General features: G+C 65.3%; 6 protein-coding genes and 2 pseudogenes. 6 read left to right on the top strand and 2 right to left on the bottom strand.

From position 1 onward, the window contains the following. Positions 1-854: 854 nt before the first annotated feature. Positions 855-1046: pseudogene (locus QR77_RS48740) on the bottom strand (DUF6243 family protein); the annotation flags it as partial. Positions 1047-1338: 292 nt separating this feature from the next. Between QR77_RS48740 and QR77_RS46725 the strand changes: the two are divergent. The 4 genes from QR77_RS46725 (at position 1339) to QR77_RS45955 (ending at position 12805) form a co-directional block, all read left to right on the top strand. Continuing rightward, a complete protein-coding gene (locus tag QR77_RS46725) occupies positions 1339-1485 on the top strand; it encodes a hypothetical protein (protein WP_160310926.1) in 147 nt (48 codons plus the stop codon). Positions 1486-1993: 508 nt separating this feature from the next. Then, positions 1994-5371: a LamG-like jellyroll fold domain-containing protein gene (locus QR77_RS17480; RefSeq protein WP_150130399.1), complete on the top strand. Its 3378-nt coding sequence runs from the start codon at positions 1994-1996 to the stop codon at positions 5369-5371. A 94-nt stretch (positions 5372-5465) separates the two neighbouring features. Further along, complete coding sequence (locus tag QR77_RS17475) at positions 5466-12425, top strand: polymorphic toxin-type HINT domain-containing protein (protein WP_052488844.1); 6960 nt, start codon at positions 5466-5468, stop codon at positions 12423-12425. Then, complete coding sequence (locus QR77_RS45955; protein WP_160310925.1) at positions 12422-12805, top strand: hypothetical protein; 384 nt, start codon at positions 12422-12424, stop codon at positions 12803-12805. Before QR77_RS17475 ends, QR77_RS45955 begins: the two co-directional genes overlap by 4 nt. A 72-nt stretch (positions 12806-12877) precedes the next feature. Here QR77_RS45955 and QR77_RS42855 read toward each other — a convergent pair. Beyond that, positions 12878-13699 (bottom strand): annotated as a pseudogene (locus QR77_RS42855) (site-specific integrase); the annotation flags it as partial. Between the two features lie 90 nt (positions 13700-13789). Here QR77_RS42855 and QR77_RS42245 point away from each other — a divergent pair. Next, positions 13790-13993: a transposase gene (locus QR77_RS42245; RefSeq protein WP_078876804.1), complete on the top strand. Its 204-nt coding sequence runs from the start codon at positions 13790-13792 to the stop codon at positions 13991-13993. Between the two features lie 60 nt (positions 13994-14053). Beyond that, positions 14054-14299 (top strand): hypothetical protein, encoded by a 246-nt coding sequence (locus QR77_RS17460; protein ID WP_052488842.1) that lies wholly within the window; start codon positions 14054-14056, stop codon positions 14297-14299. Positions 14300-14330 lie beyond the last annotated feature (31 nt).

Below are 14330 nucleotides of genomic sequence, written 5' to 3'. Positions count from 1 at the left end.
TGACGTGGCCGACGGCGAGGCAAGTGGTGCGGCCGGCCTGACGCCGGATTGACCGACCGTTCGGGGGCTGACGTGACGCGGCGTCAGCCCCCGAACCGGGTATCGCCACGTAGAGTGCTCGGTTCCGTCCGCCCGGCGGCGAGGCTGGGGTGACCCCAAAATAGCTTCCCAGCAGCGGTGTTGGGTGCATGCGGATACATGTGCCGCGATCAAGAGTCGCGACGGTCAGTGATGTCGGAATGGCCAAAGATGTGGCGCACATCACAGGAAGTCGATCTCAGGATTCGAGATTGTGCTCGAACGGGCATTCGCCAGGTCTCTGAGGCTCGCGCCATTGCGCCAATTGACCGCCAGATGTGGTGCACAAGTGTGCGTGGTCCCCAAATTGGACTAGACAACAAGCAACCCCCGGGCCATTGACCTGGGGGGTTTGTCGTGGAGCGGGTGACGAGAATCGAACTCGCGCTCTGAGCTTGGGAATTACCCAGTACTGCGTAGGCTTGCCCGCTTCTGACCTGGGGAAAGGTGCCTCTGAGGGTGTGCCCCAGTGGCTTCGTTCGGGCCCCTGCTGACCGCTGTTCATCGTCCTGACTGGCACGTAGTGGCACGCCCGCCCCCCCCGGGTGGTCGCCATCCCCAGGTGGTCGGCTGAGGCGCTGGTGGTCGGCCGAGTGCTGAGCGGGGGCGGCCGCGTTCGGTACGGCTGCGGACGCCGGTACGGCAGCGGGGCCCGGACCGTGCGTCGCGGCGCTGGTCCTGGCCCGTGCGGTGCTGCCCTGCGGACAGTGGTGCGTCGGCTCTGTGCGGTGTCGTCGCCCGTCTGCCCGTCTGCCCGTCTGCCCGTCTGCCCGTCTGCCCGTCTGCCCGGCGCCCTCGGCTGCGCCTGCCTTCTCGCGGATCTTGCGCACCAGCTCCGCCTTCCGGTCGGCGGCGGCCTTGCGGTCGAGGTTGCGGTGCGGACCGTTGTTCTGCCGTTCGGCGCGGGACGGCCTCTTGCGCTGGCCGCCCATGCCCACGGGGTTGTTGATGTTCTTGCTCACGGTCATGGGTTCTCCCGGAGTGGTCGCGAGCAACACTGACGGCATTGAGCACCGGATCCGTGAAACCCGGTGCACACCGACGCGCCAGCCGGGTCATCGGCCCACGCATAACCGACCCGACAAACGAAACGGACGGCCGAAGAACCCGACGGACCGTCACGAAAGATCAAGCGAGGCCGGCATTCCGCACCACGAGTCCGTGCAATGGCACCAGACTTCTTGTTGATCGACTTGATGCTCGCCTCGCCCGGTCAGGTGCACGGGAAGGCGTCGACGCGGTTGTCGGTACCGAGTTGCCGTGGGTGGCGTCCTGGGCGGCCGGCGCCTTCATGCCGTGCTCCACGACCATGTCGTCGACCGCCGACTCGGCGGCGGCTTCCTGGGACTGCCCCGCGGCGGCGACGAAGGCCCGGACAGTGTCGACGTCCATGCCGATCCACAGTGACTCCGAGGGCGCCAGAGTCGCACCCGCGAAGGGGGCACCCCAAAAGCCTCCAACAAGTGTTCCCCAATCCTGAACAACGCATGCCTAGCTTGAAATGATCTTTGGATTTCTTGCGAAGATCTGGTCGATGCGTGGAGGAGTCGTGGTGATTGCGTTGCTCTGATGATGATCCATACCTGTCAAGATTCAGAGTTGAAGCTGTGGGCCCGGTCGCTGGGCCTCGGGAACTGCGGGGCCTGAAGGCTCCTTTGGGGTGGGGTAGTTGCAGAAGTCAAAGGGGTCCGGTAGACGCGTGCCCGCACGTCTCACCTTCCTGGTGTCTACTGCGCTCGCAGTGCAGTTCCTGGGTGGCGTCACTGCGGGAGACGCGGTTGCGGACCCACACGCGGTTGCGAACCAAGTAGGTTCCTCGGCTGGTGACTTGTCGCCGGAGGCAGCAGCTTCTGCGAAGTCCTTGCAGACCGGTGCGTCAGTGGATGTGGCGGCGGAGACGACGCCTACTCAGTTGGTGACGGCACATCCCGATGGAACCTTCACTTTGGATGCGAGTACGACGCCGGTGCGTGCCAAGTCCGGGTCGGGGTGGGTGCCGGTCGATACGACGTTGCGGGCGGACCCCGGTGGGCAGGTTGTTCCGCAGGCAGCGGCCGCTGACCTCGTGTTCTCGGGTGGAGGCTCTTCGGCGCCGCTCGCGCAGATCGCGCGGGGTGGGAAGTCCTACAGCATCGCGTCGCCGTGGACGCTTCCCGTGCCAACGTTGTCAGGATCCAGCGCGACGTACTCCTCGGTGCTCCCGGGCGTGGACTTGGTCGTCTCGGCCATGCCCGACGGGTTCACCGAGAACCTGGTGGTCAAAACCCGTGAGGCGGCGCAGAATCCAGCGCTGTCGACGGTGCGTTTCCCGGTGACGACGGACGGGGTGACCCTGACGGCGGAGCCGTCCGGCGAGGCGGCGCTGCTCGACGCCGAAGGACGCCCGGTGTTCTCGACAGGTACGGCACTGATGTGGGACTCCTCACCAACTCCCGTATCCGCGTCGGGTACGCCTGCCGCCACAACTGCTGTCGAGGCCCCTCATCTTTCGGTTACTGCGGACGCGACTACCGGTGACGCTCCGGGGACCGGTGCGAGGACTGCGGTCATGGATGTCTCCGTTGAGGGTGGCGCCTTGTCGGTGTCGCCGGACCAGGCGTTCTTGGATGACCCGGACACGCAGTATCCGGTGGTGTTGGACCCGCAGACGACAAGTTCGTCGCTGGCGGGGTGGACGTCACTGTGGTCGGGGGAGCCGTCGACGTCGTTCTGGAAGACGTCCCATTCTTTGGGCGCAGGATACGACTCGTGGGACGACAGCAAGATCGTCCAGTCGCTGTACCAGTTCGACACCCACACAGTGGGTGGGAAGAAGGTTCTGTCAGCGACGTTCACCGCCTTGGAAGTGTGGTCGGCGAACTGCTCGGCTCAGCCGGTCGATCTGTGGCACGCGGGTGCCATCACCTCGTCGACGACTTGGAAAAAACCACCCGCGTGGATGTCGAAGATCGACACGGTGTCTACGGCGAAGGGATATTCGTCTGCGTGTCCGGGTGGAAATGTGTCCTTCGATGCCACGAGCGCGGTGGCTTACGGGGCTGTGCGCTCGGGGGCGACGACCACGCTGGGTCTGCGCGCGGGCAGTGAGTCAGAGTCCGACGACATCCAGTGGAAGCAGTTCGCCTCGCCTTCCGACCACAAGCCGACCCTGTCGGTGACGTTTGTCTCCGCACCATCCCTCCCGACGGCGCTCAAGCTGGCCAGCCCGAGTCTGGCCTGCGGCGTCGACAAGGCGTCGGCAGCGGTCATCCGCGACCTGACGCCCACGCTCTCTGCCGCGCCGAAGTCCGCGGACGGTTCGCAGGCGACACTGCGTCCGAACTTCGAGGTGCACAAGTACGACGCCAGCGTCGCTGACCCTCTGGTGGGTTCCGGCAGTCCGTCCGCCTGGACCACGTCCGGGAAAGCAGGCACCTGGACGTCGCCGAGCCTGGTGAACGGGCAGACGTACTGGTTCAGATCACGCAGTCAGTATCAGTATTCCTTCAACGGCACTACGGGTTCGATGTACTCGGCCTGGACGGCCGGCTGCTGGTTCAGGATCGATACGACCGCACCGGTTCCCCCGGATGTTGATGCCACTGTCTACCAGGAGTGTGCTACTCCGGACGATCCTGACACCTGCGCGGCGTCCGGCGGCGTAGGGGCACCGGACACGTTCACGCTGAAGGCGAACGGAGCCGCCGATGTCGTGAGCTACAAGTTCACGCTGAACAGCGGCAGGCAGAACTCCAAGACCTTCGCCTCACCCACATCGAGTACATCCGTGTCCCTGGCTCCTGACGAGCGGGGGGTGAACTCGCTCACGGTGCAGACCGCGGACGCCGCCGGGAACACGTCGGCCAGCTACACGTACTACTTCAAAGCGGCACCCGGAACTCCGCCTACAGGCGTCTGGTCCTTCGACGAGGGCACCGGCACGACAGCGGCCGACAGTACGGGTTCGCATCCGGCGGCACTGGCGGGCGGGGCCGGATGGACCGACCACGCGCGGCTCGGCAAGGCCCTCACGACGGACGGCACGACCGGATACGCGTCAGCGGCCGGCACCGGGCTGGACACGTCGAAGTCGTTCACGGTGTCCGGCTGGGCCAGACTGACCGGTAAGACCCACAATGCTGTGCTGACGGCGCAGGCCGGTACGAAAGGCTCGTCCTTCGCGCTCTACTACTCCACGGCCGCTGATGCCTGGATCTTCAACCGGTACACCGCCGACTCGGCCACGCCGACGATCGTCCGGTCCACCGCAACGACCACTCCGCTGCTGAATGTCTGGACCCATTTGACGGGTGTCTACGACGCCCAGGCGCAGACGCTTCAGCTGTATATCAACGGCTTGGCACAAGGTGATCCGGTGCCATTCACAACGCCGTGGAAGGCGAGCGGAGCCGTGCAGATGGGGCGGGGTCAGTACGGGGCCGTGTTCACCGACTACTTCCCCGGCCAGATCGACGACATTGAGATGTGGAACCGGGTCCTGGCGCCCGAGGAGGCAGCTGACCTGGAGGCCGAGGCGGACCCCGTCACCGGGATGCCACAGCCCGCTGTGGCATCGGACTGGGCGATGGGGGAGAGCTCGGGAACGAGTGCGGCTGACTCGTCCGGTTACGGCCATACGGCTGCTCTCGGGGCGGGAGGTGCCTGGGCCTCGGACACGGACGGCGGCAAGGGCGATGTCATCTCCCTGAACGGCACCGCCGCCGGTAATGCGTCAGCGCCTGGCCCGATCATCGACTCGCAAGGCGACTTCACCCTTTCAGTCTGGGCCCGGCTCGATGCGGGGTCCCTGTCGGACACCTCGGTGGCGCACACGGTGGCGATCGCCGGACAGTCCGGCACCGTCCGGGACTCCTGGGGCCTGTGGTACTCCCAGCCGGCCGGATCGACTGAGGGAGCATGGGTGTTCGGCCGTACCGGGAGCGATACGTCCAGCGCGGCGGTGGTCTCGGCTCCGGCGGATACGGCATCCGCGCACCTGGTCGATCCAGGCGAGTGGACGATGCTGACGGGTGTCTACGACGGTGCTCACCATCAGCTGTTCCTCTACGTCAACGGCGTGCGCCAGGCCTCTTTGGGTGATGTGGACACCGGTGAAAGCACGGGCGACGGGGTTGCCTTCAGCGATCCCTGGCAGGCGAGTGGTGCGTTCTCCGTCGGTCGCGGCCGCACGAGCAGCGGTGCCTACGGCAACTACGCCACCGGCCTCATCGATGACGTGCGGGTGTGGACCGGAGTGATGGCCTCCGAGGACATCAATCAGTCCTACCTCGATGAACTGCCCATACCGCTGTAAGCGACGGGCCGGCGCACAGAAGACAGCAGTGAGACCCGCACGGACCGTGCGGCACCGGTTCGGCGTGGTCTTTTCACAGATGGGGAGTGCGGGCATGCGCAGCACAGGGGTGGGACTGTTCGGCAGACGGCGCGGCCGTCGGGCCAGAGGGTGGCTCATCGCCCTGACGGCCAGTGCGATCGCCGCAACGGGGCTGAGCGCCGCGCCGGCCACGTGGGCGGCGCAGCCCCACGGCCACCACGTGGTGCAGGCTCCGAAAACCAAAAGCGGGACCGCGGTCCCCTTCAAGGCCGCCGTCAGCAGGAAGAAGGACCCAGCAGCCACCGCGGCCCAGCAGACCGCCAAGACACTGAGGAAGGCGGTCATCTGGCCTGCCGCAGCAACCTCCACCCTGACGGTCACCGCGAAGAGCACGGCAGACAAGCCCACCTCTGTCGGGCATGTGCCGCTCGCCGTGCGCGCATCGGCCATGGGGAAGAGCAAGCAGCCGGTGGCTGCGCCGGCCAAGGTGTCGGTACGGACGGCGGCACACACCGTCGCGGTGGCCGCCGGCGTTCACGGCGCCCTGCTGTCCCTCATACGTGCGGACGGCAGCCATCTCGCTGCCAGTACCGACCTGAGCTTGGACTATTCCGGCTTCGCCGGTGCCTACGGCGGTGACTACGCCTCCAGGCTGAGCCTGGTGCGGATGCCCGCGTGTGCGCTGACGACACCCGACGTCGCGAAATGCCAGACGAAAAGCCCGCTGGCGACGCACAACGACCTCAAGCACCACACGCTGACCGCGACCGTCCCTCTCGCCGCCCAAGCTCCGACCACTGCACGAGCGTCGTCGGCGGCGACGACCGGGGTGACAGTGCTCGCGGCGACGGCGGACTCCCAGTCGGGTGCGGGCACTTACCAGGCGACTCCGCTGAACCCGTCAGCTTCTTGGACAGCGGGCGGCTCGAGTGGTGACTTCGACTGGTCGTATCCGCTGGCAGTGCCGCCTTCCGCCGGCGGTCCGGCCCCCAGCCTGGCGCTCACCTACGATGCCCAGTCGGTCGACGGGCGGCTGCCCTCGACGAACAACCAGCCCTCGTGGGTAGGTGAGGGCTTCGACCTGACCACCTCCTTCATCGAGCGGTCCTACGACTCCTGCGACGACGACGGGCAGAGTGGCAAGCACGACGAGTGCTGGGCCAATGACAATGCCGTCCTGACGCTGGGCGGCAAGTCCTCTCCACTGATCAAGGACAAGTCCACCGGCGAGTGGCACCCGAAGGACGATGACGGGGAGCGCGTCACTCACTCCACCGGTGCGAGCAACGGCGACAACGACGGCGAGTACTGGACCGTTACCACCACTGACGGCACCAGTTACGTCTTCGGAAAGAACCGCCTGCCCGGCTGGACTACCGACAGTCCCGAAACCAACTCCGCCTTCACAGCGCCCATCTTCGGCGACGACACGGGCGAGCCTTGCCACGCCTCGACGTTCACCGCAAGCTCCTGCACGCAAGCCTGGCGGTGGAACCTCGACTACGTCGTGGACGCACACGGCAACGCCATGTCGTACTGGTACACCAAGGAGACCAACAACTACGCCAAGAACGGCGTCACCGCCCCCACCACCGGCTACGACCGGGGCGGTTACCTGAACAGGATCGACTACGGCATCACCGACTCGACCGTGTTCGGCACGGCGCCGGAGCAAGTCTCCTTCGACACAGCCGAACGCTGCCTGATCACCTCCACCGAGACCTGCGGCACCCCGACGACGGCGACCGCCAAGGACTGGCCCGACGTCCCCTTCGACCAGATCTGCTCCTCGACGGCGGCGTGTACCGGCAACACCGGCCCGACATTCTTCTCCCGTAAGCGTCTGACCGGTGTCTCCACCCAGGTGTGGGACGCGTCGTTGGCGAAGCCCGCGTACCGCCCGGTCGATTCCTGGGCCCTCGACCAGTCCTTCCCGGATCCGGGCGACGGGACGTCGGCGGGACTGTGGCTGAAGTCCATCACCCGCACCGGCATGGACGGCGGCACGGTCGCCATGCCCCCGGTCACCTTCGCGGGCATCCAGTTGTTCAACCGTGTCGACACCACCCACGACGACATCGCAGCCCTCGTCAAATGGCGCATCCGCACCATCACTTCGGAAACCGGTTCGGTGCTGACGGTCAACTACGACGACAATCAGTGCATCGCGGGCAAGACCATGCCAAGCGCCCCCGACGCCGACACGATGCGCTGTTTCCCGTCTTTCTGGCAGCCGCCCTTCACTGCTGACGTGCAACTGGACTGGTTCCACAAGTACGTGGTCAAACAGGTCAATCAGTCCGACCCGACGGGCGGATCGCCGATCAAGGAAACGGACTACACCTACAACGGAAATCCGGCCTGGCACTACAACACGGACGACGTCACATCCCCGGCGAAACGCAAGACATGGTCGGTCTGGCGCGGTTACCCAAGCGTCACCACCACCACAGGAAACGACCAGTCGACCCGCACCAAAACAGTCGACACGTACTTCCAGGGCATGGACGGCGACAAGCAAGCCGACGGCACCACCCGCAGCCACAAGGTCACCGACTCCACCGGAACCTCCGTCACCGACGCCGACGAACTGGCGGGCAACGTACGCGAGTCGATCACCTACAACGGCAGCGCCGAAGTCTCTGGCACCATCACCGACCAGTGGATCCACACCACCGCCGGCGACGGTACCCGCACCGCCTCCTACACCGCCCCCTCGGCCGTCCACGACCGGACCGACCTCGCCGGTGGCGGCCTGCGCACCACCACTGCCACCACCACCTACGATCCGGCCACCGGTGCGGTGACACAGGTCGACGACACCGGTGACGACAAGGTCAATGGCGACGAGCAGTGCACGCGCACCACTCTGGTCAACAACACGACCGCATGGCTGATGGCCGTCCCCACCCGCGTCGAGACCGTCGACGTCGCCTGCGACGTGACACCCTCGCGTCCCGGCGACGTGATATCCGACGTACGGACCCTCTACGACGGACAGCCCTTCGGTACCGCCCCCACCACCGGGGCACAGGTCGTCTCCCAACGCCTGTCCTCCTACAGCGGAACGACACCCAGCTACCAGACGGTGTCCACCACGACAAACGACACCCAGGGCCGCGTCCTGTCGGTCACCGACGCCGCCGGACATGTGACCAGCACCACTTACACACCCGCCGCCGGCGGGCCCCTCACCAGTACCAACACCTTCGACGCCAAGCAGTACAAGACCACCACCACCTACGACCCCGCCCGCGGAGTCGCCACCTCCGTCGTCGACCCCAACAACCGGCGAACCGACTACGCCTACGACGCCCTCGGCCGGCTCACCGGCCTGTGGCTGGCCAACCGGGTCAAGTCCGTCGGCCAGACCGCCAGCTTGATCTACACCTACAAACTGTCCAACACCGCCGCTTCCGTCGTCACCACCGGCAAACTCAACAACGACGGCAGCACCTACGACAACACCTACGCTCTTTACGACGCCCTGCTGCGTCCCCGGCAGTCACAGATCACGGCGCCCGGCGGAGGCCGGATCATCACGCAGTCGGTGTACGACAGCCGCGGCCTGGAGGCCGAGTCGGACACCGGTTACACCGATGCCACCGCTCCCTCCGGCACCCTCGCCAACATCACGTCCGCCATCCCCTCCCAGACCCTGACCACCTTCGACGGAGCGGGCCGTCCCACTGCGGGCGACTTCTACGCCAACGGCACCAAGAAGTGGACGACGACCACGGCATACGGAGGCGACCGAGTCACCACCACCCCGCCCAACGGCGGGACGGTCACGACAACGCTGACGGACACGCTGGGCCGCACGACGCAGACCTGGCAGTACGACTCGGCCAGCCAGCCCGCGGGCCCGCACTCGACGATCACCTACAGCTACGACGCGAAAAGCCGGCTCTCTCACGTCAAGGACAACGACGGAGACACCTGGTCCTACGGTTATGACCTGATGGGCCGCCAGACCACCTCCAGCGACCCGGACGCCGGCACCACCACGACCGCGTACAACGACCTCGACCAAGTGGCCTCCACCACCGATGGCCGAGGCAAGACCCTCAGCTACACCTACGACGTACTCGGCCGCCAGACCGGCACCTACGACGGCGCCGCCCAGGACGCCGACCACCAGCTCACCGCGTCGACCTACGACTCAATCGCCAAGGGCCAACCGACCTCCTCGATCCGCTACGTCGGAGGATCAGGCACCACCGGCAAGGCATACATCAGCCAAGTCGGCGGCTACGACGAGCTGTACCGGCCGACCGTGAACCGCACCACCATCCCCTCCGTTCCCGGGGAGGAGGGCCTGGCTGGCTCCTACACGTCCAGCACCGGCTACAACCTGGACGGCACGGTCCAGGTGACCTCCCTGCCCAAGGCAGGAGGACTGCCTTCCGAGTCCCTGGAGTACGGCTACAACAGCCTCGGCATGCCGACCACCCTGCAAGGAGCGACCGGCCTCGTCCAGAACACCGGGTACACCAGCCAGGGCGACGTCCAGCAGATCACCCTCGGCGTGTCCAGTTCCGCGAAGTGGCTGCAGATCAACAACAGCTACGAGGACGGCACCCGCCGACTCTCCCGGCAACTGGTGACCGACGACACCAGCACCGCCCCGGTCCAGGACACCCACTACAGCTACGACGACGCCGGCAACCCCACCCAGATCGCCACCCACGCCGACGGCACCGACGACGTCCAGTGCTACCGCTACGACGGACACGACCACCTCACCCAGGCATGGACCGCCACCAACGCCTGCGCCACCGACCCCTCCACAGCGGTCCTCGGCGGCCCGGCCCCGTACTGGCAGACCTACAGCTACGACGCTCTGGGCAACCGAAAGACCGCCGTCGACCACTCGACGACAGCGGGTACCGGGGACACGACGACCGGCTACACCTACCCCACTCCCGGAAGCGACCAGCCGCACACGCTCAGCACTTCCTCCACCACCAAGGCGGACGGCACGACCTCCGACACCGCCTACACCTACGACACCGCGGGCAACACCCATACACGAACGGTGGACGGCAAGACCCAAACCCTGGACTGGGACGACGAAGGCCACCTGAGCAAGGCGACCAACGCGGACGGAACCTCCGTCTCCTACCTCTACGACGCCACCGGCAACCGCCTCCTGTCCAGAGACGACTCGGGCACCACCCTCTACCTCGGCACCGACGAGATACACCTCGCCAAGGGCGCCACCACCCCGACCGGAACCCGCTACTACTCCTGGGGCGGCCAGAGCATCGCAGTCCGCTCCAGCACCGGAACCCTCCAATGGCAACTCACCGACGGCCACAACACCGCCGAAACAGCCGTTGACGCCACCACCCAGACCATCACCCGCCGCTACCTCGACCCCTTCGGCAACAACCGCGGAGACCAGAACGACCCATCCACCTGGCTAGGCGACAAGGGCTTCGTCAACGGCACCAACGACCCGGTGACCGGCTACACCCACCTCGGCGCACGCGAATACGACCCCACCAACGGCCGCTTCATCTCCCTCGACCCCATCCTCGAACTCACCGACCCCAACCAGATCAACGGCTACACCTACGCCGCCGACAACCCCATCACAGGAGCCGACCCAGACGGCCTCATGATGGAGATGGCCGGCGGCGGCGGCTACTGCAACGCCGAATGCACACAACTCCTCACCGATCTCAACGGCGGCGGCGGAGGTGGTGGTGGTGGCGGTAAGCACGGTAGCGGCCACTCTGGCGGTGGAGGTGGAGGTGGAGGTGGCGGTGGCGGTGGAAGTACCACGCACCACAGCTGTGGCTGGGACCTGTTCTGCCACGCCTCAAGTGTCGCCCATAAGGCATACCAAGAGGTAAAAAAGCACCCCGTTATCGCCGCAGCAGTCGCTGTTCTGGTTGTTGCGACAGTTGCCGTCGCATGCGCAGCCTGCCTACTGGCGGCGGCTCCCGGAGTCGCAGCAGCCTTCACCGAAGCAGCGGCAGCCGGCGCCAGCGTCGGGGTAGCCACCGCCTCAGCGGCAGTGGCAGGAACCGCGGAACTAGGCGCGTCCACTGTCATCGCCGCAGCAGGCGCGGGAGCGGTAGCAGAAGCCGCTGTCGTCGCGGACAAAGCCGAGGCCGGGGCGGCGGCGAGCGCGCAAGCGGCGAAGGCGACCGCAGAAGACACAGCCGTCTCCGGCGCAGCCAAATCCAGCGCACGCTCAGAAGAAGCCGCCCCCAAGAGCGGCGCCAGCTCCACTGGCTGTAAGCACAGCTTCCTGCCCGCAACTCCGGTCCTGATGGCGGACGGCAAAGCAAAACCCATCAAGGATGTCAAAGCCGGCGACGAAGTCAAGGCCACAGATCCCAAAACGGGCAAGTCCCAGGACAGGACCGTCGAAAAGCTCATCACCACCAAGGACGACAAGGACTTCGCCACCGTCACGATCCAAGACGGAAAGAAGACCAGTAGGATCACCGCCACAGTGACCCATCCCTTCTGGGTCACCACCGCCCATCAATGGGTCGACGCAGGCAAACTCAAGCCCCACATGCGCCTGCGCACCGCCACAGGCGCGGCGGTCGCCATCCAGACCATCCACATCTGGCACCAGCAACACCTCACCCACGACCTCACCGTCAGCACCACCCACACGTACTATGTGCTGGCCGGGTCGACGCCGATTCTTGTCCACAATTGCTCGGCTTCCGTGCAGGAACTGCACATGGCGACGCCTGCGCATGGTACAGAAGAGTCGCTTCTCAAGCCGCTTCGCGATCTGTCCGATGAGGAATTTCTCAATGCCGTCAATAGTCCGCGTAATGGAGAACATGTAACCCTCAATGATCGCAACACCGTGGTTCAGGGGAACCATCGAGTAGCTGAACTCGCCCGACGGGCAGATGATCCCAATAGCTCAATTCAATGGGATACGCGTGTTAGCGTTCAGCGCTATCAGAGAGATATGAGCATGTTTGACGATTTTGATGGTGGCGGTGGAGGTGGCGGCAAGAGTGTGGATGATCTATGGAACAGTCTGGACTGGTGAAAAACATGTCTGCCCAGGTCGGCCCGCACGAGTACGGAGTGATGGTCGCTTCATATGCGGAACTCCTAGAAATTCGCGATGACCCACAAAATGTGTGTTTGAATGCTCGACTGGATCCTCTGATCTCTGCTGGTCGCGTGGATAGAGACGGACTTCACATCTTCATGCCCATGCTTGAGAACGGGTTGCGTGAGGGCGTAGAAGGAAAGTCTTTCAGGTGCTACCTGTGGTTTCTTGAATCAGGGAAGGCGCTGCGGTCATGCGTGCTGATTGACGTTCCTCAGAATCGGCTTTCGGCGCTCAGAAGACTCGGTCAAGAAGCATTGGAGAAGGTAGTTCTAAATCTTTTCGGAGAGTTGCCGATCGAGATGCTCTCGTGAAATTCAGAAGCCCCGCCGGAGTTAATCCGGTGGGGCTTCTGGGGTGTTTGACGGCAGTGGTTGACGGCAACGTCAGTGGACGGGCGCCGCACGAGGCGGCGAGTCGTCGCCGTCGTCGTGCTCGGTAGCGGTGTCGGCGAGGTTGCCGAGGGCGTGTCCGAGGAGGTCGAGGGCCTGGCGCTGGAGGCGGAGGCGGACGTGGGCGTACAGCGTAGCGGTCACGCCGATGTGGGCATGGCCCAACAGCTCCTTGATAACGACGAGTTCGACGCCCTGTTCCAGGATGAGGGTGGCCGCCGAGTGGCGGAGTTCGTGAAAGCGGATGCGGCGGAGCGTGGCCTGGCGGAGCAGGGTGTTGGAGTGCCGAGTGAGGGTTGCTCCCTCGATCGGGCTGCCGTCGAGCCGAGTGAAGACATAGCCATCTGCCTTCCAGTCTGCCCCCGCCGCTTCGCGCTCCAGGCGCTGCCGGTCGCGGTGCTGTTCGAGGAAGTGCAGCACTCGGTGGGCAGGGCGATGCGCCGCTCCGAGCTTTGGGTCTTGGTCGGCAGGGCGGTCAGGCCACTGGAATTGGTGCGCTGGAGGGTGCGTCGGATGCTGGCGGTTGCGCCGGCCAGGTCGAGGTCTTCCCAGCGCAGGCCGAGGAGTTGCCCTTGCGCAGTCCGGTGCGCAGGGCGAGTTCGAACAGCGCGCTCAGCCGGTGACCGTTCGTGGCGGTGAGGAACGCGCCTGCCTCCTCGGTTGTGAGGGGTTCGAAGTAGGCGGGGCCTTGGCGTGCCCATGCGGACGTTGCGGGCGACGTTGCGGGGGGATCTCCTCCTCGCGGACGGCGTGCTCCAAGGCGGACTTGAGGACGGAGTGGGCGTAGGCCAGGGTCAGCGGCGAGAGTGAAACTTTCCCCTGGATCACGGACACCTGGAGACTGAGATCTGAGGTTCCAGAGGAAGCAGAGCCAGGTGGGAAGCAACTACTAGAAGCGGTATTCCGATGAGTACAAGCGCGATGCGATCGAGCTCGGGGTCGGCCGGGCGGACGGTGACCGACGTCGCCCGCGAACTCGGGATCAGCTCGGAGAATCTGCGTGAGTGGGTGAAGAGGACCCGGGCCGCCGAGGCCATACCAGCGGCCGAACTCGTCGTCGAAGTCCTCAACATGGCCGCGAACTCGGCCGCCTGCAGCCCCACTGCGTGATCCATTCGGATCGCGGATCGGAATGCACGTCGACACAACTACGGGGCAAAAACAGGAGAGTTGAACGATCGGCAGAGCACCGGGATTTGCTACGACAATGCTGCGGCCGACAGCTTTTGGGTCGCCCTCAAGGAAGAGATCGGCACCCGCTTCTGGCCCGACCGGGCCACCGCCCGAGTCGAGATCTTCACGTTCATCGAGACCTATTACAAACGCCACAAACTACGCAAACACATCAATTGGGACTACCTCGCGCCTCACGAGACACGCCTGCGCTACCAACAGGACCAGACCCTCGCGGCATAAATGAACGTGCCCAAGATCACGGGGAAACTTC

The organism is Streptomyces sp. 150FB (assembly GCF_000818195.1).
Lineage (GTDB): Bacteria > Actinomycetota > Actinomycetes > Streptomycetales > Streptomycetaceae > Streptomyces.
The sequence above is the reverse complement of the archived record's forward strand: the minus strand, read 5'-3'. Positions and strand labels throughout refer to the sequence as shown.